We start from the raw sequence: 17699 nt of genomic DNA, 5'->3' as shown, positions 1-17699 counted from the left end.
ATGGCAGTGTTGAAAGCAGCCGGCCTGCAAAAAAGTTACAAGCGCCGCATGGTAGTGAGCGATGTGAGCCTGGAAGTGGGGACCGGCCAGATCGTCGGGCTGTTAGGCCCGAACGGAGCTGGCAAGACCACCTCCTTCTACATGATCGTGGGGCTGGTGCAGAGTGATGCCGGCCTCATCACCATCGATGATCAGGACATCAGCCTGCAGCCCATGCATATCCGCGCCCGCAACGGCATCGGCTATCTACCGCAGGAGGCCTCCATCTTCCGTCGCCTGTCGGTGTTCGACAACCTGATGGGGGTGATGCAGACCCGCAAGGGGTTGAGCCGCGAAGAGCGGGAGGACAAGGTCCAGCAACTGCTGGAAGAGTTCAACATCACCCATATCCGTGACAGTTTGGGGCAGAGCCTGTCGGGCGGGGAGCGGCGCCGGGTCGAGATCGCCCGGGCACTGGCTGCCGAGCCGCGTTTTATCCTGCTGGATGAACCCTTTGCCGGGGTCGACCCCATTTCTGTGATAGACATCAAGAAGGTCATCCAGCATCTCAAAGATAGAGGCCTGGGCGTCTTGATCACCGACCACAACGTCAGAGAGACTCTGGACGTATGTGAGAAGGCCTATATCGTCAGCCACGGCAAGATGATTGCCGAAGGTGCACCGGCCGACATACTGGCCGATGAACAGGTCAAGCGCGTCTATTTGGGCGATCAATTCAGTCTATAGTAAGGGGGCATCTCTTCATTTCCTGTGACGACTGCCTCGCTGAACATAAGGATATCCCGACGTAGATGAAGCCGACATTACAGTTGCGTCTCGGCCAGTCCCTGACCATGACGCCGCAATTACAACAAGCGATTCGTCTGCTCCAGCTCTCCACTCTGGAACTCCAGCAGGAAATTCAGCAAGCGCTCGACAACAACCCCTTGCTGGAGCAAGAGGAAAATGATGTGCAGGAGACCAGCCCGGAAGAGCCGGTCGATGCCAGCCAACTCGACTCCAGCGATGCTATGTCCCAGGACAACATGCCGGACGAACTGCCAGTAGATACCACCTGGGAAGAGGTTTACTCGGCCGGCACGGCTCAGAGCGCGGGCCCGATCCACGACGGTGAAGACAGCATCTATCAGGGCGAAACCACCGAAAACTTGCAGGATTATCTGCTGTGGCAGATGCGCCTGACGCCGTTCAGCGACGTGGATGCCGCCATCGCCCTCGCCATCATCGACGCCATCGACGAATCCGGTTACCTGACGGTGTCGCTGGAAGATATCCAGACTGCGGTAAGCAGCGAGGATGTCGAGGTGGAGCTCGATGAGGTGGAGGCCGTGCTCAAGCGAGTGCAGCACTTCGATCCGGTCGGCATTGCCGCCCGCTCGGTACAGGAGTGCCTGCTGATCCAGCTGGGCCAATACTCCCCGGACCTGCCCTGGCTGCACGAGGCCAAGGAGGTGATCCTCGAGCACATGGATTTGCTCGGCAATCGCGACTACCGCACCCTGGCGCGCAAGACCCGGCTCAAGGAGAGCGACCTCAAGGAGGTGCTGGATTTGATCCAGCAGCTGGAGCCGAGACCCGGCAACGGCGTCATCCAGAGTGAATCCCAGTACGTGATCCCGGATGTTTCCGTGGTCAAGAAGGGCAACAAGTGGGTGGTCGAGCTCAACCCGGACTCGGCCCCGCGCATCCGGGTCAACGAGACCTATGCCGCCATGGCCCGTCAGGCTCGCACCAGCCAGGATACCCAGTTCATCCGTTCCCACCTGCAGGAAGCCAAGTGGTTCATCAAGAGCCTGGAGAGCCGCAACGACACCCTGCTCAAGGTGGCCAGCTGCATCGTCGAGCAGCAGCAGGGCTTTTTCGAATACGGTGAAGAGGCCATGAAACCCATGGTGCTCAACGACATCGCCGAAGCGGTGGAGATGCACGAGTCGACCATCTCGCGGGTCACGACCCAGAAGTACATGCATACGCCGCGCGGCATCTTCGAACTGGAAGTTTTTTTCTCCAGTCATGTCAATACGGAGGGAGGAGGAGAGTGCTCATCGACCGCAATTCGCGCGCTCATCAAGAAGCTGGTGACGGCGGAGAATCCCGCCAAGCCGCTAAGTGATAGCAAGATCGCGGATTTGCTGGCCGAACAGGGTATTATGGTGGCGAGACGCACGATCGCAAAGTACCGTGAATCCTTGTTGATCCCGCCATCCAATCAGCGCAAACGCCTGGTTTAGGCAAAACAAAAGGAAGACGTTATGCAAATTAACCTGACCGGACACCATGTCGAGATCACCGAAGCTCTGCGTGATTATGTGAACAACAAATTTGCCAAACTCGAGCGTCACTTTGACCACATCAACAATGTTCATGTGGTGTTGAGCGTAGAAAAACTGAACCAGATCGCCGAAGCCAAGCTGCATGTCAGCGGGGGTGAGGTGTTCGCCAACTCGCAGCATGCCGACATGTACGCTGCGATTGATACCCTGCTGGACAAGCTGGATCGGCAGATCATCAAGCACAAAGATAAGTTAAATCAAAAATAACCATGCAACTTGAACACATACTGAGTCGGGACTGCACCAAAAGTGCGGTCCCTTGTACCAGCAAGAAACGCGCCCTGGAGATCATCAGCGAGTTAGCCGCTGAGCGCCTGGGGACCTCTCGTCAGGTGCTCTTCGAGTGCCTGCTGGCGCGAGAAAAAATGGGCAGTACCGGGATCGGTGCCGGTATCGCCATTCCCCACGGCCCGGATTGGCGACGAGTTTCCGCCGACCGCCATCCTGATGACCTTCGCAGAGCCAATCCCCTTCGATTCCATCGACAATCAACCGGTTGACCTGCTGTTCGCCCTGCTGGTGCCGGAAAGCGAGTGCAAGCAGCACCTCAAGACCCTTTCCCTGATGGCATCCAAACTGGGCGACAAGGCGGTATGCCGCCAGTTGCGCCAGGCAACCAGCGACGAAGAACTCTATCAGATCATGACATCGGCCTGAGATGCAGGCCCTTGCAATGACGCCAAGCGGTGAGGGAACAAGATGCAATTAATAGTGGTGAGTGGGCGCTCCGGCTCGGGCAAGACAGTTGCCCTGCGGGTGCTGGAGGATCTCGGTTATTACTGCGTGGATAACCTGCCGGTCAACCTGCTGCCCCAGCTGATCGTCTCGGTCGAGAGCCAGTATGACAAGCTGGCGGTCAGCATCGACGTGCGCAACCTGCCGGCGAGCCCGGACAAGCTGGAAACCCTGCTGGCCCAGGTTCGCAACGAGGGGCGGGTGGAGTTCTCGAGCTTCTTCTTCGATGCGGACAACGCGACCCTGCTCAAGCGCTACGGCGAGAGCCGCCGGCTGCACCCCTTGTCACGCAATCAGTTGTCGCTGGACGAGGCGATTCGGGAAGAGACCCACCTGCTGGCGCCGCTCTCCTCGACGGCCGACCTACGCATCGATACTACCAACCTCAGCATTCACGACCTGAGCGAGCTCATCAAGACCCGGGTGCTCGGCAAGAAAGAGAACGAGCTGGTGCTGGTGTTCGAGTCGTTCGGCTTCAAGTACGGCATTCCCAAGGATGCCGACTTCGTGTTCGACGCCCGCTTCCTGCCCAATCCGCACTGGATCCCCGAGCTCAAACCCTTCACCGGCAAGGATGAGCCGGTGGCCCGCTACCTCTCCAGCCAGCCTGACGTGATGCAGTTCATCCTGCAGATCGAGAACATGCTGGCGACCTGGTTGCCCCATCTGGAGCGCAACAATCGCAGCTATGTGACAGTCGGTATCGGTTGCACCGGTGGCCAGCACAGATCGGTGTTCATTGCCGAGCAGCTGGCCGGCGCCTTCCGCCTGCTGGGCAAGAACGTCCAGATCCGCCACCGCACCCTCGACAAGAGTGCTCCGCAATTTTGATGGACCAATAGGAAGATCAGATGACCGTCTCAGCCTCGGTGGAAGTGAAAAACAAACTGGGCATGCATGCCAGACCGGCCATGATGCTGTTCGAGCTGGTGCAGGGGTTTGATGCCCACGTGTTGCTGCGCAATGAAGAGGGGGTCGAAGCCGACGCGGACAGCGTGATCGGCCTGTTGATGCTGGACTCCGCCCAGGGCAAGCAGGTGGAAGTCCAGGTGGAGGGGCCCGAGGAAGTGGAGGCCCTGGCCGCCGTGGTGGCGCTGTTCACCTCGGGCTTCAACGAGGAGTAACGACCCTCGGCATGCTCAAGGTGCGCTGCGTGCCAGCGCCTTGAAGGCGGCAAAATCCCGACAAGCCAGCAGACTCCTGCTGGCTTTTTCGTTCATCAGCGCCAGGAACAGGTCGTAGAGCCCCATCGCCTCTTCGTAGTCGGTCTTGGCGATGGCCAGTACGAAGACGAGGGTGGCGCTCTCGCCGTTGCCCCAGTCGATCCCCTGCGGGGCCAGCACGGTATAGACCAGAGTCCGGCGCGCCAGCAGGCCGAGGGAGTGGGGCAGGGCGATGCCGTCCCCCAGCATGGTGGAGACGATCCTCTCCCGCTCCTGCAATGATCCCCGAAAGCCGCTCTCCACCAGCTCCTCCGCCTCCAACTGGCTGCAGATGCGATCAAACAGCGCCGCCTGGCTGAGCGGTTCGGTGACCACCATGAAGTGGTCAGCATCGAAGTACTTGTCGAGCAGGTAGGGGCGGGTGCGATCGACCAGCACCAGCTTGCCGAGCTGCTCCAGCTGGTACTGGGTCGGGAAGGGGGCGACCTGCACCACGGACACGTTCTTCTCGCCAGCCTTGACGGTGCTGATGACGAAATCCTGCTCGATCCGCGCCAGCCCTTCGTAATCCCGTACCGACTCCAGCGTGGTCAGCTGCAGCTGGGGATACTCCCGCTTGATGCGGGCCTCCAGCACCCGGAAGGTGGCGTTGCCCGCATCGCACAGCAGCAGCGCCTGCGGGCGGCGGGTGTAACCGATGTCGTAGTGACGTTCCAGTCCGACCCCGATGTGGATCACCAGATAGCCTATCTCGTGGTGGGTCAGCCGATAGGGAGTCTGTCTGATCCACTCCGAGATGGCCGCCAGCGTGATGTCGTAGGCGAGGGGGTAGTACTGCTTGATGTGGTCCGCCAGCGGATTGTGGCTGCCGATCTGGTATTTGACCCGCAGCAGCATGGCGCTGATATGGGTCTGCAGGTCGGCCCGCAGTTGAAGATCGCCGCGCAGGTCATAGGGGTAGTGCTGGTGGATGTAGGCCAGCAGATGCTCCACCAGCTGTTCGCTCTCGGCCGCCATGGCCGGGCTGAGCTGGGGGGCATCGGCGGTGAGGCGGGCCTGGATCTGGATGGCGAGGCAGGCTATCTCCTCCTCCCCCGGTGGGGTCAGGGTCGGCAGCTCGCCATAAATGTCGCGGGCGACCGCCAGCAGAGGCGCCGTGAGATCCTCGCTGGCGAATTGGCGCAGCTCGTGGCCGGCCGCCTGGCGCAGCAGGGCGACGGCGCAGTAGATGGCGAGCTGCTGCAGGCTCTCATCGGCCAGGCGCAGCTGATGACGGCCGAGCTGCTCGTGGATGTGATTGCCCACTACCTCCAGCGTCTTGCTGGGACAGAGGTTGGGCAGCAGGCTCTGCAGCGGGTTGCTGTGCAGCAGCTCCTGGTAAAGTAACTGGGTGAGGCAGGCGCGGATGGCCGTTTCGCCCCCCTGGATCCGCATCCCCAGTCTGGGTTTGCTGTCGATGGCGAGTCCGAAGTGGGCGAGCCGCTCCCGAACTTCCGCCATGTCCCCCTGCAGTGCCGCCCGGCTCAGATACCAGGTGTCCGCCAGCTCGTCGAGCTTGATGCCCTGCTCCGCCGTCAGCAGCAGGATCTGCAGATGCAGCACCCGCTCGCGGCTGGTGCGGGGCAGCCCGCTCTCCTGTTCCTGGGCCGCCAGCAGCGCCTCGAACAGCTCCTGATTGTAGATCTTGAGCTGATAGCCGCTGCCGCGCTGGTGGATCAGGTGGGCGCCCCGGGTGGCGATGAGCTCGTTCAGGGTCGCCACGTCGGTACGCACCGTGCGGGTGGAGACATTGAGGCGGCGGGCCAGCTCCTCCTGCGGCAGCGGCTCGGCGTGGAGCAGGGTGAGCAGTTGATGGAGTCGGGGGTGGGGCAGCTTGATCATGAGGGGGGAACGGACTCCTGTCGCGGAATGAAAAATCGATGTTAACAAGCGGGTCATTAACAAGCCAGGCACCGGTCAGTGATCGGACCGGTGCCTGAAGGGCTGTCAGGCCAGCAGCCGCTTCACCGTGGTCAGCAGGGTACGCACGTCCTCGGGACGGGTCTGACCGCTCGCGCTGTCGATGATGGAGCTGTAGATGTGGGGGATCACCTTCTCGACCCCGGCATCCAGCGCAATCCGCACTATCTCCTCGAAGTTGTCGAGATCGATGCCGCCGGTGGGCTCCAGCCAGAAATCGTTGCGAGCACAAGCCTCGGCCACCGCCTGATATTCGGCGCGGCAGGCCAGCCCACCCATGGGGAAGAACTTGACTGAGCTGCCGCCCATGTCCTTGAGCAGGGCGATGGCGGTGTCGATGGGGACGATGCCGTCGGGCTGCTGGCTACTCAGGGGGCCGGTGGAGATCTTCACCATGCCCGGCATGCCGGTGGGGGAGATCAGGCCGTTGACCAGCGTTTCCGACTGGCCGAGCAGCGCCCTGCTGGCGCCAACCCCGGTGAACACCTGGTTGACGTGCTGGGGCTGCAGCTGGCAGGCCAGCTCGGCCACCATGGCGGACTGGCGTGGATCACCGGCTCCCAGCCCGATGGAGAGGGCGTTATCGATAAGCTTGGCGTAAGCCCGCATGTCGGCTACCGCGGAGGGCACATCCGGGTAGTTTTTGGAGAGCACACCGACCAGCACGTGGCCTTCGGCTGCGTCGTATACCTCGACGGCATTCTCCTTGGAACCTGCCAGCACGTTGAGACAGACCCGATCACGGTAGTAGTTGGGGGTAAGGGACATCAGCGATTCTCCTGAACGAGGTTGGCAATGGCGGAGTGGATTTGGTCGAGTTGGGGCACGGTGACGCTGCGGACATCGATCTCGATATGCCCCTCGTTGGCCTTGTAGCCACGACAGTAGATGGCAGGCGTGCCCTGTTGCAGACGGGTGACGACCTGCACTGTGGTCATGCCGATCTGCTGGTGGTCGAAGGCGATATCGGTGCGGGCGATGTCGCGCCCCGCGCTGTCCCACACCACTTTGGCGGTAACGCCGGGCAGCTGGTTGAGACGCTCGATGAAGGGGGTCATCTTGGCGACCATGGCGGCGCCGCTCTCTTTCTCTTTGGCCAGATAACGCTCGATGGCGTGGGTGAGGCCGAGGATCCCCTCCTTGCCCACCTTCATGGCGCGACCGATGCCGTTGGCTTGCTGCTTGACCCACTCCACGTACTGACGCTTGCCAACTACCAGCCCGCTGGTGGGCCCTTCAATGGCCTTGGCGCCGCTGTAGATGACCAGATCTGCCCCTTGGCTGTAGTAGAAGCGCAGATCCTCCTCGGCGGCCGCATCAACGATGAGCGGGAGCCCGTGGGCCTGGGCCACCTGGGCTGCCTCGGCCACCGACAGAATGCTCTTCTGCACGCAGTGGTGGGACTTGATGTAGAGGATGGCAGCTGTGCTGGCATTGATGGCGGCGGCCAGCTGGGCGGCAGAGCACTCGTTGGCGTAGCCGGCCTCCACCACCTTGCCGCCACCCAGGTTGACCATGGTGCCGACCGGGGCGCCGAAGTTGACGTTGTGTCCCTTGGGCAGCACGATTTCGCTCGGCACATTGTGGGCATGGGCGTGTAACTGCTCGAGGCGGTAGGGGTCGCCGCGCACGATCACGGCGGCCACCGACTGGGCGATGCCGGCGCTGGCGCAGGAGACCACCACCGCATCTTCCACATCCAGCAAGCCGGCCAGGTAGGCGCCGGTCTTGTTGACGAGATCCTTCACCTCGAAGTAGTGGCCAAGGCCAAAGTTGACCGCGTCGACCACCTCCTGCTCGGGGGTGGAGACGCCGAGAATGGTCATGCGCCCGGAGGCGTTGATCACCGGTTTGAGCTGATATTTCTCATACACAGAAGGCATGGTGTGATTTCCCATAGTGAGTCAGAACCAGTTCGCCACCGACCAAGGCGGCGAGGGGCAGCAACTGCCGATCGCCATTGCGGGCGCCGGCTTCGGTATCGGTAAAGAGGGTGGGGCCGCTCATCACCTCGAACAGGGTCAGATCGGCATCGGCGCCCACCTCGAGTCGCCCCTTGCCGGACAGGTGCAGGGCATCGGCGGCATGGTGGGTGACGCAGGCCAGCACCTGCTCCAGGGTCATGCCGATGGCGAGAAACTTCGACATCACGTGGGCCAGGTTGTAGACCGGCCCCTTGATGCGGTTCTTGCAGTAGATGTCGGAGCTGATGGTGTGGGGCAGGATCCCCTGGGCAATGGCCAGCTCCGCCACCTCGAAGCTGAAACTGGCGCCGCCGTGGCCGATGTCGAGCAAGAGGCCCCGCTGCATCGCCTCACGCACCGCCTGGCGCAGTTCGCCGGCCGGGGTCAGGATGCGGTTGGGCTTGCCGTTGAAGCAGTGGGTCAGCAGATCGCCATCCCCCAGCAGGGCGACGATCTCGTCCAGATCCGGCGGCGTGTTGCCCACGTGTACCACCAGCGGTAGCCGGCCGTGGGCCTGTTGCAGCGCCTTGGCCATGCGCAGGGGTTGCAGACCGTTTTCTCCGACCACGCTGCCGCTCATCCGCGCCTTGATGCCGACAATAAAATCGGGGTGGCGGCGAATGGCCGCCGAGGCGAGAACCATATCGAGGTCCCGGCTGTCGGCCAGCTCGTTCTGGCGCAGCAGGCCGATACGGGAGATGTTGAGAAGGGCATGCACCCGGGTCTTGCAGCCAGTGGTGAGACGCTGGAAGTCATCCACGTCGTCGGCCCCGGTGCTGCCAGCATCGATGACGGTGGTGACGCCTGACTCCACGCCCACCTTGTCCGGCTCATCGTGATAGATGGGGGAGGCAGGGTAGCAGTGGGTGTGGCCGTCGATCCAGCCGGCGCTCACATGCACCCGGCCGCCGAGATCCAGGATCTGCCGCGCCGCTGCCGTCTCCGGCAGGGTGCCGATGGCGGCTATCTTGCCCTGCTGGATGGCGATATCGACGAGCTGGCCATCTCCCTGGCGCCCCGCTCTGATGATGATGTCGTACATGCTAGATGGCCTCTCGAGCGCCGCCCCGCAGGGCGGCGGATGGTTATGCAAGCGCAACCGGGAAGAAGGTACCGAGCAGCATGGCCCCCAGGATGGCACCGCCGGTGATGGGCTTGCCCCATACGTAGAACAGCAGCGCACCCAGCAGGGAGCCGATGCCGATGGGGATCGAGGCGCCCATGGCGGAGAGGATGATGAGCGGACCGAGGAAGCGGCCCGAGCTGTTGCCAGCCCCCATCATGACGTCGGCGCCGTAGGTGGAGTTGCTCTGGTTGATGGTGAACTTGCGCGCCAGGATGATGACGTAGCCGATGGCTAGACCGATCCCCATGCCGGTTGCCAGCGAGGCACCGAAGTTTTCCACCGGATAGACGATACCAGCCCCCAGCAGCAGGGCGGGCACGCCGAGACCGACCCCGGTCTGGATGGCACCGCCGATATCCAGGATCCCCACTAGGGAGCCCTCGATGATGCGGGCAAACAGGAAACTGGCGCCGAAGGCCGCCACCGCGCCATAGGCACCGGTGTCCATGCCGGCCTTGAGCATGGCGACGAAGGCCACCTCGTTGAAGGCGCCGACTCCGTACAGGTAGAACATGTGGGTACCGGCAAAGACCCCGGCCGAGAGCAGACCGACAAAGATGGGGAAGGACCAGTCGGCGTACCAGAAGTTGTTTTTCAGTTTCTCATCCACGGTGTGACCCCTTATTTGCCGCTCAGCAGGTTATGGACGTTTTCCAGCCACAGGGGAACACCCAGATGGAAGGACTCGATGAGTTTCATGTCGAAGCCGCGGAAGAAGCCGCTCAGCACGAACAGCAAGACGATGGCCGCCATCATCACCTTGGTGACGTGGTTCCAGCCGCTCTCTTCCACGCCCTTGCCGATCAGGATGCCGAGCACCAGGCCCGGTACCGCGTTGCCCATGATGAGCTGGGCCAGACCGCCGAAGATGGTGGCCCAGAAACCGGACTTCTTGCCCGCCTCGATGGCGGCCAGCCAGAAGATCACCGGCATGACGGTGTTGACCAGCAGGTTGGCGGCCGGTACCAGCACCTTGACCGCGGTGACCTGCAGGGCGGCCGGTACGGCGGCGGCCGTGCTGTTGAGGAAGGCGACCACGATGGCACCTATGATGCCGCCGGCAATGGCCATCTTCTTCGGGTCGTGCAGGGTGGTGGTGAGATCCCGGTTCTTGAACAGCAGTGCCGCCGTGGCCCAGTGCGGAATGATGCGGTGATCCACATCCTGGGTGAAGGCGCCGGCTGCCACGGTGGAGGCCCAGGCGTTGAAGAAGAAGCCCAGACCGAACGAGAAGTGGGAGGCGGGGTCCCCTTCGCAGGAGTTGAGTTCACCCAGGGTACGGAAGGCTCCCATGCCCTGTACGGTCGGCGCGTGGAACATCCGTGCCGCGCCGGCCCCCACCCCGACGCCTACCAGGCCGCCGATGATGAGTGACTTGATAAATATGATTAGAAACATCCAACGTATCCTTCTTGTGGGGTGGTACCCGCGGGCGGAGTCACACCAGGGTGAACGCCACTTGTTCGGCATCCAGGCTGGTGACCTTGACCGTGATCGCCAGCTGGACCCGGAATTCGCGGCGCTGGCGCGGCAGGAAGAAGAACAGGAACTTCTCCACCCGGACCGACTCTTCGGCCTTGAGCACCTGCACCTCGAGCGGCTCGATGCGCAGCATCACCCGCGGGTTGTCCTTGAGCAGCGTTGGCTGCACCTGGCTGAGGGCGGCGGCGAACGCCTGCTGGCGAGTCGGCCCCTTGCCGCTGACCATGACCTGGGTGGTGAAGTCCTCTTTCATCAGGCGCGTCCGTGTTTCTTGGCGAAGGCTTCGATCAGCTTCTGACCCAGCTCTTCCTTGTCCATGAAGCCGAAGCCCAGCACCACGCAGCCTTCGTTGATGGCGGTCACGCCCTCTTCGATGGAGCGCATGCCGTAACGGCACTTGTAGCCGTACTTGGTCTGGGCCGTGATGGCACCGGCGCCACCGCTGCCGCAGAAGGAGATGCCGAGATCCGCCTGCTCCTTGTTCATCACGTCACCGAGCTTCATGTCGGCGGCCATGCCGGGGATGATGGTCACGCTGGCACCGGCGGTTTCCGCGCCTGCCCCCACTTTCTGGCCCTTGCCGAGTCGATCACCGATCACGAGTTTGATGACTGTCATTTAGTTTTCTCCTTTCACTGAGCTGAGTTCGTTTTCTTTGGCCACTTCGAAATGGACGGACAAGAGGTGTGCCTCCTCGTAGGCGAGGCGGTCGAGCCAGGCAACGACCTGCTCTGCCAGGCGCAGGGAGAGGGGGGAGATCTCCTCGAACAGGCTGAGATCCACCTCCGGCAGCGATTCACCGCTGTAGGAGCGCCACACCATGGCTTTGACGTGGGAGGCCAGCATCTGCCGCTGTACCTCGTTGGGGCGGATGCCCTGTTCGTCGAGCAGGGTGTGGATGCGCGCCAGCGTGTGGTCAGTCTGGCGCAGCAACGCGGGGCTGTCCGGGGTCAGGTTCTGGTCATGGGTCTCTGTGTGCAAGGTCTGCTCTCCAAGGCTGGCAGAAGGGATAGCGCTACCCTAAGCCGGCAGTAGAGGAGAGAGGAGGCACTGTTTTTCCGATTCGAAGCGGAAATTCCCGCACGCTTGGGCTGAAAACGGTGATTTTTGTGGAATGGAGGGGAAAAGGGCTGCTATCGGGGCCGACTTTGTGTGATCGAGGGCGCACTTGGCCCGTCGAGCCGGGCCGAGCAGGCTTGCTGGAAACTGTGAGTCGCCTCACGGATGGGGGAGTGTGGGGGAAGCAGACAGGGGCGGTTGACTGCCCCTGTCAAAGAGAGTTGGCGGGATCAGCTGGCGGTGGCGGCACTCGCGCTGGCCCGGTTCTGGTAGCGCAGATCCTCTTCGATGGTGACCTCCACCTCCAGCGGCTTGCCGTCACGGATCACCGAGATGGTGAGCTTGGTGCCCGGGCGGCTCTCGACGATCTTGTCCATGGCGGTACGTACGCCGCTGATGGCCTCACCGTTGATCTTGAGCAGCACGTCGCCCCGCTTCAACCCGCCTCTGGTGGCTGGGCCGTTGGGATCCAGGCTCTCCACCACCAGGCCGCGCAGGTCGCCCAGGTTCATCATGCGGGCAACGATGGGGTTGATCTCGACGCTGGAGATGCCGAGGTAGCCACGGATCACCCGACCGTTGGCGATCAGCTCATCCATGATGCGCTTGGCCAGCTTGTAGGGGATGGCGAAGCTGATGCCGTAGCTCTCCTGGTTGCCGTTGAGGTGGTAGGCGGCGGTGTTGATGCCCACCAGATCGCCGCGGGCGTTGACCAGGGCGCCCCCCGAGTTGCCCTCGTTGATGGCGGCGTCGGTCTGCAGCAGATCCTGCCGGCCGTTGCTGTCCGGGCCCATGCTGGAGAGGCCGATGCGCCGGTGGCGCTGATGATGCCCTGGGTGATGGTCTGGCCGACGTTGTAGGGGTTGCCGATGGCGAGCACCACGTCGCCCACGTCTGGCAGGCGCTCCGGATCCTGTGGGATCACCGGCAGATTGTCCGACTCGATGTAGAGTACCGCCAGATCGGTCAGCTGATCGGAGCCGACCAGCTCGGCGCTGAATACCCGCCCATCCTGCAGCGCAACGATGATCTGGTCCGCGTCGGCGATGACGTGATAGTTGGTCAGCACGTGGCCACGCTGGCTCATGATGACGCCGGAGCCGAGCCCCTGCGGCCTGAGTTCGGCCTGATTGCCCTGGTTGCGGGCGAAGCTGCGGGTATAGATGTTGACGACTGCCGGCCCGGCGCGGTGGGCGGCGTAGGAGAAACTCAGTTCACGGGCATTGGTGATGAGGCCGGGTAGCTGGGCCCCGCCACGGAAATTGGGAAACAGCAGCAACAGAAGAGCCGCCACGGTGAGACCGAAGCCGACAGACTTGCCCAAGTAACTGACTAGAGGGGGGATTTTCATGTCATTCTCATCCGTACATACAGCGCGCAGAGAATAACACTATCGGTGGATAAAAATCACCCGCGGCGAGGGCCGCGGGTGAGAGGCAGTTAACGGATCACCAGATAGAGGGAAGATTCCCCGCGCTGGATGTTCAGCGCCAGCACATCCGGCTTGTTCTTCAACGCCTTGCTCAGCTCTTCCAGCGAGTTGATGCGCAGGCGGTTGACCCCGATGATGATGTCACCCTTCTGCAGGCCGGAAGCCGCGGCAGGCGAGCGCGGATCGATGTCGGCCACGGCCACGCCGGTCACCGGCTCGGCGGTGGTGCTCAGCTTGGCCCCTTCCAGTGCCGGGTGCAGGGCGCTGGCCAGGATCTCGCTGTCATCCGCCTTCTTCAGCGTGACCTTGACGGTCTGCTCCTTGCCATCGCGGATGAGGCCCAGGGCGACCTGCTTGTCAGCCCCCATGGTGGCGATCTTGGCGCGCAGCTCACCAAACGAGCGGATGGCCTTGCCATCGATGCTGATGATGATGTCGCCGGCCTTGATACCCGCCTTGGCTGCGGCGGAGTCAGGCATGACCTGGTTGACGAAGGCGCCATCCTTCTTGTTGTAACCGAAGGTCTTGGCGATTTCGGAGGTGAGCTCGGTGCCGGTGATGCCCAGCTGGCCGCGGCGCACTTCCCCGTATTTCACGATCTGCTCGGACAGGTCGCGTACCATGTTGGACGGAATGGCGAAGCCGATGCCGATGTTGCCGCCGTTCGGGCCCAGGATGGCGGTGTTGATGCCGATCAGCTCGCCGCGCAGGTTGAGCAGGGCGCCACCTGAGTTGCCGGAGTTGATGGCGGCATCGGTCTGGATGAAGTTTTCCAGATTTTCGATGTTGAGGCCGCTGCGGCCAAGCGCACTGACGATGCCGGAGGTGACGGTCTGGCCGAGGCCAAACGGGTTGCCGATGGCCAGCGCATAGTCACCGACTCGCAGCTCGTCGGAGTCGGCAAACTTGATCTGCACCAGATCCTCGGCCTTGATTTGCAGCAGCGCGATGTCGGACTGCTTGTCCTCGCCGATCTTCTTGGCGGCGTATTCACGGCCATCCTTCAGGTTGACCTTGATCTCGTCCGCCTCGTGCACCACGTGGGCGTTGGTGATCACGTAGCCCTTCTTGGCATCGATGATGACGCCGGAGCCGAGCGCCTGGAAGGGCTGCTCGCTCACCTGTTCGTCGGGCATGTTGGGGCCGAAGAAGAAACGGAACTGTTCCGGCAGACGCTGGCGGGTGATCTTCTTGCCGGAGACTGAAATATTGACCACGGCAGGGGTGACCTGCTCGAGTACCGGCGCCAGGCTCGGCATCTCCTGATTGTTCGCCAGCAGAGAGGGCAGTGCAGCCTGTACAGGGGCCGCAGACATGGCGATACCGACACTGAGGGCTAACACACTGAGCACAGAAAGAGGTTTACGCATATGAAAAACAGCTCCCAGAAAAAGTTGCAATGCAATCGTCAAGGTCTGACCACGCTACCGCGCAATTAGTTCCGCAGGGAACTAACTGGACTGCTTGAGCAGACCGGAGGCCCCTGCATAGTCACGGGGTGGTACGCCCGGTTCTTCATTGGCCGGGACATCGCTGCTCTCGTCGAGCAGAGTTTCACGGAACAGCGGCTCCTGAGCCTTGGCCAGGAATTTGCTCTGCTCCGCCATATGGCGATAAAGGGTCTGGTACTGCTCGGCCAGCTGCTCCATCAGGGCGGCGCTGTCGGCGAAGTGGGTATTGATCTGGCCCTGGTAGCTTTCAAGTTCCTTGTGAGCCTTCTTCAGTTCTTGTTCCAGACGGCCGGCATCCCGGCTGCGCACTGTGAAGCGTCCGATGATGACGCCGATAATCAAGGCGGCGACAGCCAGCAGGATCCCGTTTAACAGACTCATAGATGCTCCTTGTTACAGCTAAATCAATGTGGGTTGATGCGGCCAAAGCGGCCGCTACGCCTTGATGGCACTATACCGTGCACCCCGAGAGCGTGATACCATTTTGTCCTTCATTCAGGGACTTGAAGGCAATCGACAGGATGACCCCGCAGCAAAAGTATCAGCAGGATTTGCAGCGCCCCGGCTTCGTGGCCGACCCCGCCCAGGCGATGGCAGTGGCCCGTCTGGAGCGACTCTATCAGGATTTGTGCCAAACCCCGACTCCGACCAGATCCCGTGGCCTGCTGGGCTGGCTGCAAAAGCCGAAACCCCGCGTGTCCATCATGGGTTTATATATGTGGGGCGGAGTGGGCAGAGGCAAGACCTGGCTGATGGATACTTTTTTCGACAGCCTGCCGGGAGAGCGCAAGCTGCGCATTCACTTCCACCGTTTCATGCACCGGGTGCACGATGAGCTCAAGGGGCTGACCGGTCAGGCCGATCCGCTCAAGTTGATCGCCAGCAAGCTGGCCGGCGAGACCGACGTCATCTGCTTCGACGAATTTTTCGTCTCCGACATCACCGACGCCATGTTATTGGGAACCCTGTTCCAGGAGTTGTTCGGCCACGGGGTGGTGCTGGTGGCGACCTCGAACATACCGCCGCAGGACTTGTATCGAAATGGCTTGCAGCGCGCCCGTTTTCTACCGGCGATTGCACTCATCGAGCGCCATTGCGAGATACTTAACGTGGACGGCGGCACCGACTATCGCCTGCGCACGCTGGAGCAGGCGGAGATTTATCACTTCCCGCTGGATCAGCAGGCAAAATCCAATCTGGATCGTTATTTTGGACAGTTAACCGGGCTGGAAGAGGCCCGGGCGGGCAGTGTCGAGATCAATCACCGTCAGCTGACGTCGCTGGGGATGGGAGAAGGTGTGCTCTATATGGAATTCGAGCAACTTTGCTGTACTCCCCGCTCACAGGGCGATTACATCGAGCTGGCGCGGCTGTTTCACACCGTCCTGCTGGCCAATGTGCAGCCAATGGGGGCGGGCACGGATGACGCGGCGCGCCGCTTCATCGCCATGGTGGACGAGTTCTATGAGCGGCACGTCAAGCTGATCATATCGGCGGCGGTGCCGATGCAGGAACTCTATGGCAACGGGCTGCTGAATTTCGAGTTCAAACGTTGTCTTTCACGGCTTCAGGAAATGCAATCGCACGAATACCTTGCCAGAGTGCACCTTCCTTAGTCACAATACCGCGCCTGCCAGTCGGATGGGCATCTGCGGCAGGTAGGGCCGGGCGACATTTGCTAGCTTCATGGCAGTGAAATTAGCAGGTGATATTTAAGGCAACTTCACTTATAATCGCCCGGCCCACGTTACAGCTGTCGATAAGACAGCAACACTTTAAGCTTTACTTGTATTCGAAGGGGTACAGGTAGGCCATCGTTTGTTGTTTGTGGGAGAGCCCCCATAAGCAATTGGGTCTGTAACAGGTAATTGGGTTTAACTTAATGAAAACTTTCGTTGCCAAGCCAGAAACCGTAAAACGTGACTGGTACATTGTGGACGCAGAAGGTAAAACTCTGGGTCGTATCGCAACCGAGATCGCTGCTCGTCTGCGTGGTAAGCACAAAGCTGAGTACACTCCGCACGTTGACACCGGTGATTACATCATCGTTGTAAACGCTGAGAAGGTACACGTAACCGGTAAGAAATTTACCGACAAAATGTACCATGCTCACTCCGGTTTCCCGGGTGGTATCAAGTCCATCAGCTTCGACAAGCTGATTCAGCGTAAACCGGAAATGGTAATCGAAGCTGCCGTCAAAGGCATGCTGCCGAAGGGTCCGCTGGGCCGTGCCATGTTCCGTAAGCTGAAAGTTTACGCAGGCGCCGAGCACGCTCATGCTGCTCAGCAACCTCAAGTACTGGATATCTAACGGGAACTGGCAACAATGGCAGAAAATCAATACTACGGTACCGGCCGTCGCAAAAGCTCCACTGCTCGCGTATTTATCAAAGCGGGTAGCGGTAAAATCGTAATCAACCAGCGCTCCCTGGAGCAGTACTTCGGCCGTCCGACTGCCCGCATGGTAGTTCGTCAGCCGCTGGAACTGGTTGAGATGACCGAGAAACTGGACCTGTACATCACCGTTAACGGTGGTGGCATCTCCGGTCAAGCTGGTGCGATCCGCCACGGTATCACTCGTGCTCTGATGCAGTACGATGAAACCCTGCGTTCCGAACTGCGTAAAGCAGGCTTTGTTACTCGCGATGCCCGTAAGGTTGAGCGTAAGAAAGTCGGTCTGCACAAAGCTCGTAAGCGTCCGCAGTACTCCAAGCGTTAATTCGCTTTTGGTACGCACTCTCGCGAGTGTCAAAAAAGCCTGGCCATGTGCCAGGCTTTTTTTATTGGTAATATTACCAACGGCATTGCTAACACCACGTCACAAAAGACAAAAAATTGTGTATTTATTGTTTTTGACCTTCGCTTCTCTTTCTTGTCAAGTTGTTATCTTTTCTTTAAAATTCCCTCGGTTTTTCTGTGACAATTGTAACTCCGCTTCCGCCGCTGTTGTCACGGAAGAAAGGGGAACAGGGACACAATAAGAATGTGCGGAGTC

At 60.9% G+C, this 17699-nt stretch carries 19 protein-coding genes and 2 pseudogenes; 9 read left to right on the top strand and 12 right to left on the bottom strand.

Annotation, left to right across the window (positions count from 1 at the left end; all coding sequences use genetic code 11):
- The 6 genes and pseudogenes from lptB to npr all read left to right on the top strand — a co-directional run bounded on the left by lptB (position 1) and on the right by npr (position 4192).
- Positions 1–726: an LPS export ABC transporter ATP-binding protein gene (lptB, locus tag ACPDZI_RS19780; protein ID WP_438833658.1), complete on the top strand. Its 726-nt coding sequence runs from the start codon at positions 1–3 to the stop codon at positions 724–726.
- 65 nt (positions 727–791) lie between these two features.
- Positions 792–2231: an RNA polymerase factor sigma-54 gene (locus ACPDZI_RS19775; RefSeq protein WP_438833657.1), complete on the top strand. Its 1440-nt coding sequence runs from the start codon at positions 792–794 to the stop codon at positions 2229–2231.
- A 21-nt stretch (positions 2232–2252) separates the two neighbouring features.
- Complete coding sequence (gene hpf / locus ACPDZI_RS19770) at positions 2253–2540, top strand: ribosome hibernation promoting factor (RefSeq protein WP_005305957.1); 288 nt, start codon at positions 2253–2255, stop codon at positions 2538–2540.
- A 2-nt stretch (positions 2541–2542) separates the two neighbouring features.
- Positions 2543–2990: pseudogene (gene ptsN, locus ACPDZI_RS19765) on the top strand (PTS IIA-like nitrogen regulatory protein PtsN).
- 42 nt (positions 2991–3032) lie between these two features.
- A complete protein-coding gene (rapZ, locus tag ACPDZI_RS19760; RefSeq protein ID WP_438833656.1) occupies positions 3033–3899 on the top strand; it encodes an RNase adapter RapZ in 867 nt (288 codons plus the stop codon).
- A gap of 20 nt (positions 3900–3919) precedes the next feature.
- Positions 3920–4192, top strand: coding sequence for a PTS phosphocarrier protein NPr (gene npr, locus ACPDZI_RS19755; protein ID WP_005305943.1), 273 nt, complete (start codon positions 3920–3922; stop codon positions 4190–4192).
- Between the two features lie 15 nt (positions 4193–4207).
- On the opposite strand, the gene ACPDZI_RS19750 is transcribed toward npr, so the two are convergent.
- From ACPDZI_RS19750 to ACPDZI_RS19695, 12 genes and pseudogenes are all read right to left on the bottom strand, one after another.
- Positions 4208–6112 (bottom strand): BglG family transcription antiterminator, encoded by a 1905-nt coding sequence (locus ACPDZI_RS19750; protein WP_438833655.1) that lies wholly within the window; start codon positions 6110–6112, stop codon positions 4208–4210.
- 105 nt (positions 6113–6217) lie between these two features.
- A complete protein-coding gene (gene dagF, locus ACPDZI_RS19745; RefSeq protein ID WP_438833654.1) occupies positions 6218–6958 on the bottom strand; it encodes a 2-dehydro-3-deoxy-phosphogluconate aldolase in 741 nt (246 codons plus the stop codon).
- A complete protein-coding gene (locus ACPDZI_RS19740) occupies positions 6958–8073 on the bottom strand; it encodes a DgaE family pyridoxal phosphate-dependent ammonia lyase (RefSeq protein ID WP_438833653.1) in 1116 nt (371 codons plus the stop codon). The genes dagF and ACPDZI_RS19740 overlap by 1 nt, the downstream gene beginning before the upstream one ends.
- On the bottom strand, positions 8057–9196 hold the full coding sequence (locus ACPDZI_RS19735; RefSeq protein ID WP_438833652.1) for an amidohydrolase/deacetylase family metallohydrolase: 1140 nt from the start codon (positions 9194–9196) through the stop codon (positions 8057–8059). The genes ACPDZI_RS19740 and ACPDZI_RS19735 overlap by 17 nt, the downstream gene beginning before the upstream one ends.
- A gap of 43 nt (positions 9197–9239) precedes the next feature.
- Positions 9240–9890, bottom strand: a complete 651-nt coding sequence (locus tag ACPDZI_RS19730) for a DUF4310 family protein (protein ID WP_011707606.1) — start codon at positions 9888–9890, stop codon at positions 9240–9242.
- Between the two features lie 11 nt (positions 9891–9901).
- Positions 9902–10678: a DUF4311 domain-containing protein gene (locus ACPDZI_RS19725; RefSeq protein ID WP_113994831.1), complete on the bottom strand. Its 777-nt coding sequence runs from the start codon at positions 10676–10678 to the stop codon at positions 9902–9904.
- 40 nt (positions 10679–10718) lie between these two features.
- On the bottom strand, positions 10719–11015 hold the full coding sequence (locus ACPDZI_RS19720; RefSeq protein ID WP_029302025.1) for a DUF4312 family protein: 297 nt from the start codon (positions 11013–11015) through the stop codon (positions 10719–10721).
- The gene (locus tag ACPDZI_RS19715; protein WP_438833651.1) at positions 11015–11380 is read right to left on the bottom strand and encodes a glycine-rich SFCGS family protein; all 366 of its coding nucleotides are present in this window, start codon (positions 11378–11380) and stop codon (positions 11015–11017) included. The genes ACPDZI_RS19720 and ACPDZI_RS19715 overlap by 1 nt, the downstream gene beginning before the upstream one ends.
- Positions 11381–11743: a transcriptional regulator gene (locus ACPDZI_RS19710; protein WP_438833650.1), complete on the bottom strand. Its 363-nt coding sequence runs from the start codon at positions 11741–11743 to the stop codon at positions 11381–11383.
- Between the two features lie 308 nt (positions 11744–12051).
- Positions 12052–13172: pseudogene (degS, locus tag ACPDZI_RS19705) on the bottom strand (outer membrane-stress sensor serine endopeptidase DegS).
- Between the two features lie 89 nt (positions 13173–13261).
- Positions 13262–14623: a Do family serine endopeptidase gene (locus ACPDZI_RS19700; RefSeq protein WP_011707600.1), complete on the bottom strand. Its 1362-nt coding sequence runs from the start codon at positions 14621–14623 to the stop codon at positions 13262–13264.
- Between the two features lie 81 nt (positions 14624–14704).
- Positions 14705–15085: a YhcB family protein gene (locus ACPDZI_RS19695; protein ID WP_011707599.1), complete on the bottom strand. Its 381-nt coding sequence runs from the start codon at positions 15083–15085 to the stop codon at positions 14705–14707.
- 140 nt (positions 15086–15225) lie between these two features.
- Between ACPDZI_RS19695 and zapE the strand changes: the two genes are divergently transcribed.
- The 3 genes from zapE (at position 15226) to rpsI (ending at position 17423) form a co-directional block, all read left to right on the top strand.
- Positions 15226–16320, top strand: a complete 1095-nt coding sequence (gene zapE, locus ACPDZI_RS19690) for a cell division protein ZapE (RefSeq protein ID WP_168967630.1) — start codon at positions 15226–15228, stop codon at positions 16318–16320.
- 266 nt (positions 16321–16586) lie between these two features.
- Positions 16587–17015 carry a 50S ribosomal protein L13 gene (rplM, locus tag ACPDZI_RS19685; protein ID WP_005336289.1) on the top strand — a complete coding sequence of 143 codons (429 nt, stop codon included), beginning with the start codon at positions 16587–16589 and terminating at the stop codon, positions 17013–17015.
- Positions 17016–17030: 15 nt separating this feature from the next.
- The gene (gene rpsI / locus ACPDZI_RS19680; RefSeq protein WP_005336286.1) at positions 17031–17423 is read left to right on the top strand and encodes a 30S ribosomal protein S9; all 393 of its coding nucleotides are present in this window, start codon (positions 17031–17033) and stop codon (positions 17421–17423) included.
- The last annotated feature ends 276 nt before the right edge of the window (positions 17424–17699 follow it).

This window comes from Aeromonas oralensis (assembly GCF_049665575.1).
Classification (GTDB): Bacteria; Pseudomonadota; Gammaproteobacteria; order Enterobacterales; family Aeromonadaceae; genus Aeromonas; species Aeromonas hydrophila.
Note: the sequence above shows the minus strand (reverse complement) of the source record. Positions and strands in the feature narration are given on the sequence as shown.

Bases quoted from the DNA above. Each gene is read 5' to 3' on its own strand.
- dagF (WP_438833654.1), bottom strand. From the start codon at position 6,958: ATGTCCCTTACCCCCAACTACTACCGTGATCGGGTCTGTCTCAACGTG.
- hpf (WP_005305957.1), top strand. From the start codon at position 2,253: ATGCAAATTAACCTGACCGGACACCATGTCGAGATCACCGAAGCTCTG.
- ACPDZI_RS19735 (WP_438833652.1), bottom strand. From the start codon at position 9,196: ATGTACGACATCATCATCAGAGCGGGGCGCCAGGGAGATGGCCAGCTC.
- ACPDZI_RS19725 (WP_113994831.1), bottom strand. From the start codon at position 10,678: ATGTTTCTAATCATATTTATCAAGTCACTCATCATCGGCGGCCTGGTA.
- ACPDZI_RS19750 (WP_438833655.1), bottom strand. From the start codon at position 6,112: ATGATCAAGCTGCCCCACCCCCGACTCCATCAACTGCTCACCCTGCTC.
- ACPDZI_RS19720 (WP_029302025.1), bottom strand. From the start codon at position 11,015: ATGAAAGAGGACTTCACCACCCAGGTCATGGTCAGCGGCAAGGGGCCG.
- ACPDZI_RS19715 (WP_438833651.1), bottom strand. From the start codon at position 11,380: ATGACAGTCATCAAACTCGTGATCGGTGATCGACTCGGCAAGGGCCAG.
- rapZ (WP_438833656.1), top strand. From the start codon at position 3,033: ATGCAATTAATAGTGGTGAGTGGGCGCTCCGGCTCGGGCAAGACAGTT.
- ACPDZI_RS19740 (WP_438833653.1), bottom strand. From the start codon at position 8,073: ATGCCTTCTGTGTATGAGAAATATCAGCTCAAACCGGTGATCAACGCC.
- zapE (WP_168967630.1), top strand. From the start codon at position 15,226: ATGACCCCGCAGCAAAAGTATCAGCAGGATTTGCAGCGCCCCGGCTTC.
- ACPDZI_RS19775 (WP_438833657.1), top strand. From the start codon at position 792: ATGAAGCCGACATTACAGTTGCGTCTCGGCCAGTCCCTGACCATGACG.
- rpsI (WP_005336286.1), top strand. From the start codon at position 17,031: ATGGCAGAAAATCAATACTACGGTACCGGCCGTCGCAAAAGCTCCACT.
- ACPDZI_RS19700 (WP_011707600.1), bottom strand. From the start codon at position 14,623: ATGCGTAAACCTCTTTCTGTGCTCAGTGTGTTAGCCCTCAGTGTCGGT.
- npr (WP_005305943.1), top strand. From the start codon at position 3,920: ATGACCGTCTCAGCCTCGGTGGAAGTGAAAAACAAACTGGGCATGCAT.
- ACPDZI_RS19695 (WP_011707599.1), bottom strand. From the start codon at position 15,085: ATGAGTCTGTTAAACGGGATCCTGCTGGCTGTCGCCGCCTTGATTATC.
- rplM (WP_005336289.1), top strand. From the start codon at position 16,587: ATGAAAACTTTCGTTGCCAAGCCAGAAACCGTAAAACGTGACTGGTAC.
- lptB (WP_438833658.1), top strand. From the start codon at position 1: ATGGCAGTGTTGAAAGCAGCCGGCCTGCAAAAAAGTTACAAGCGCCGC.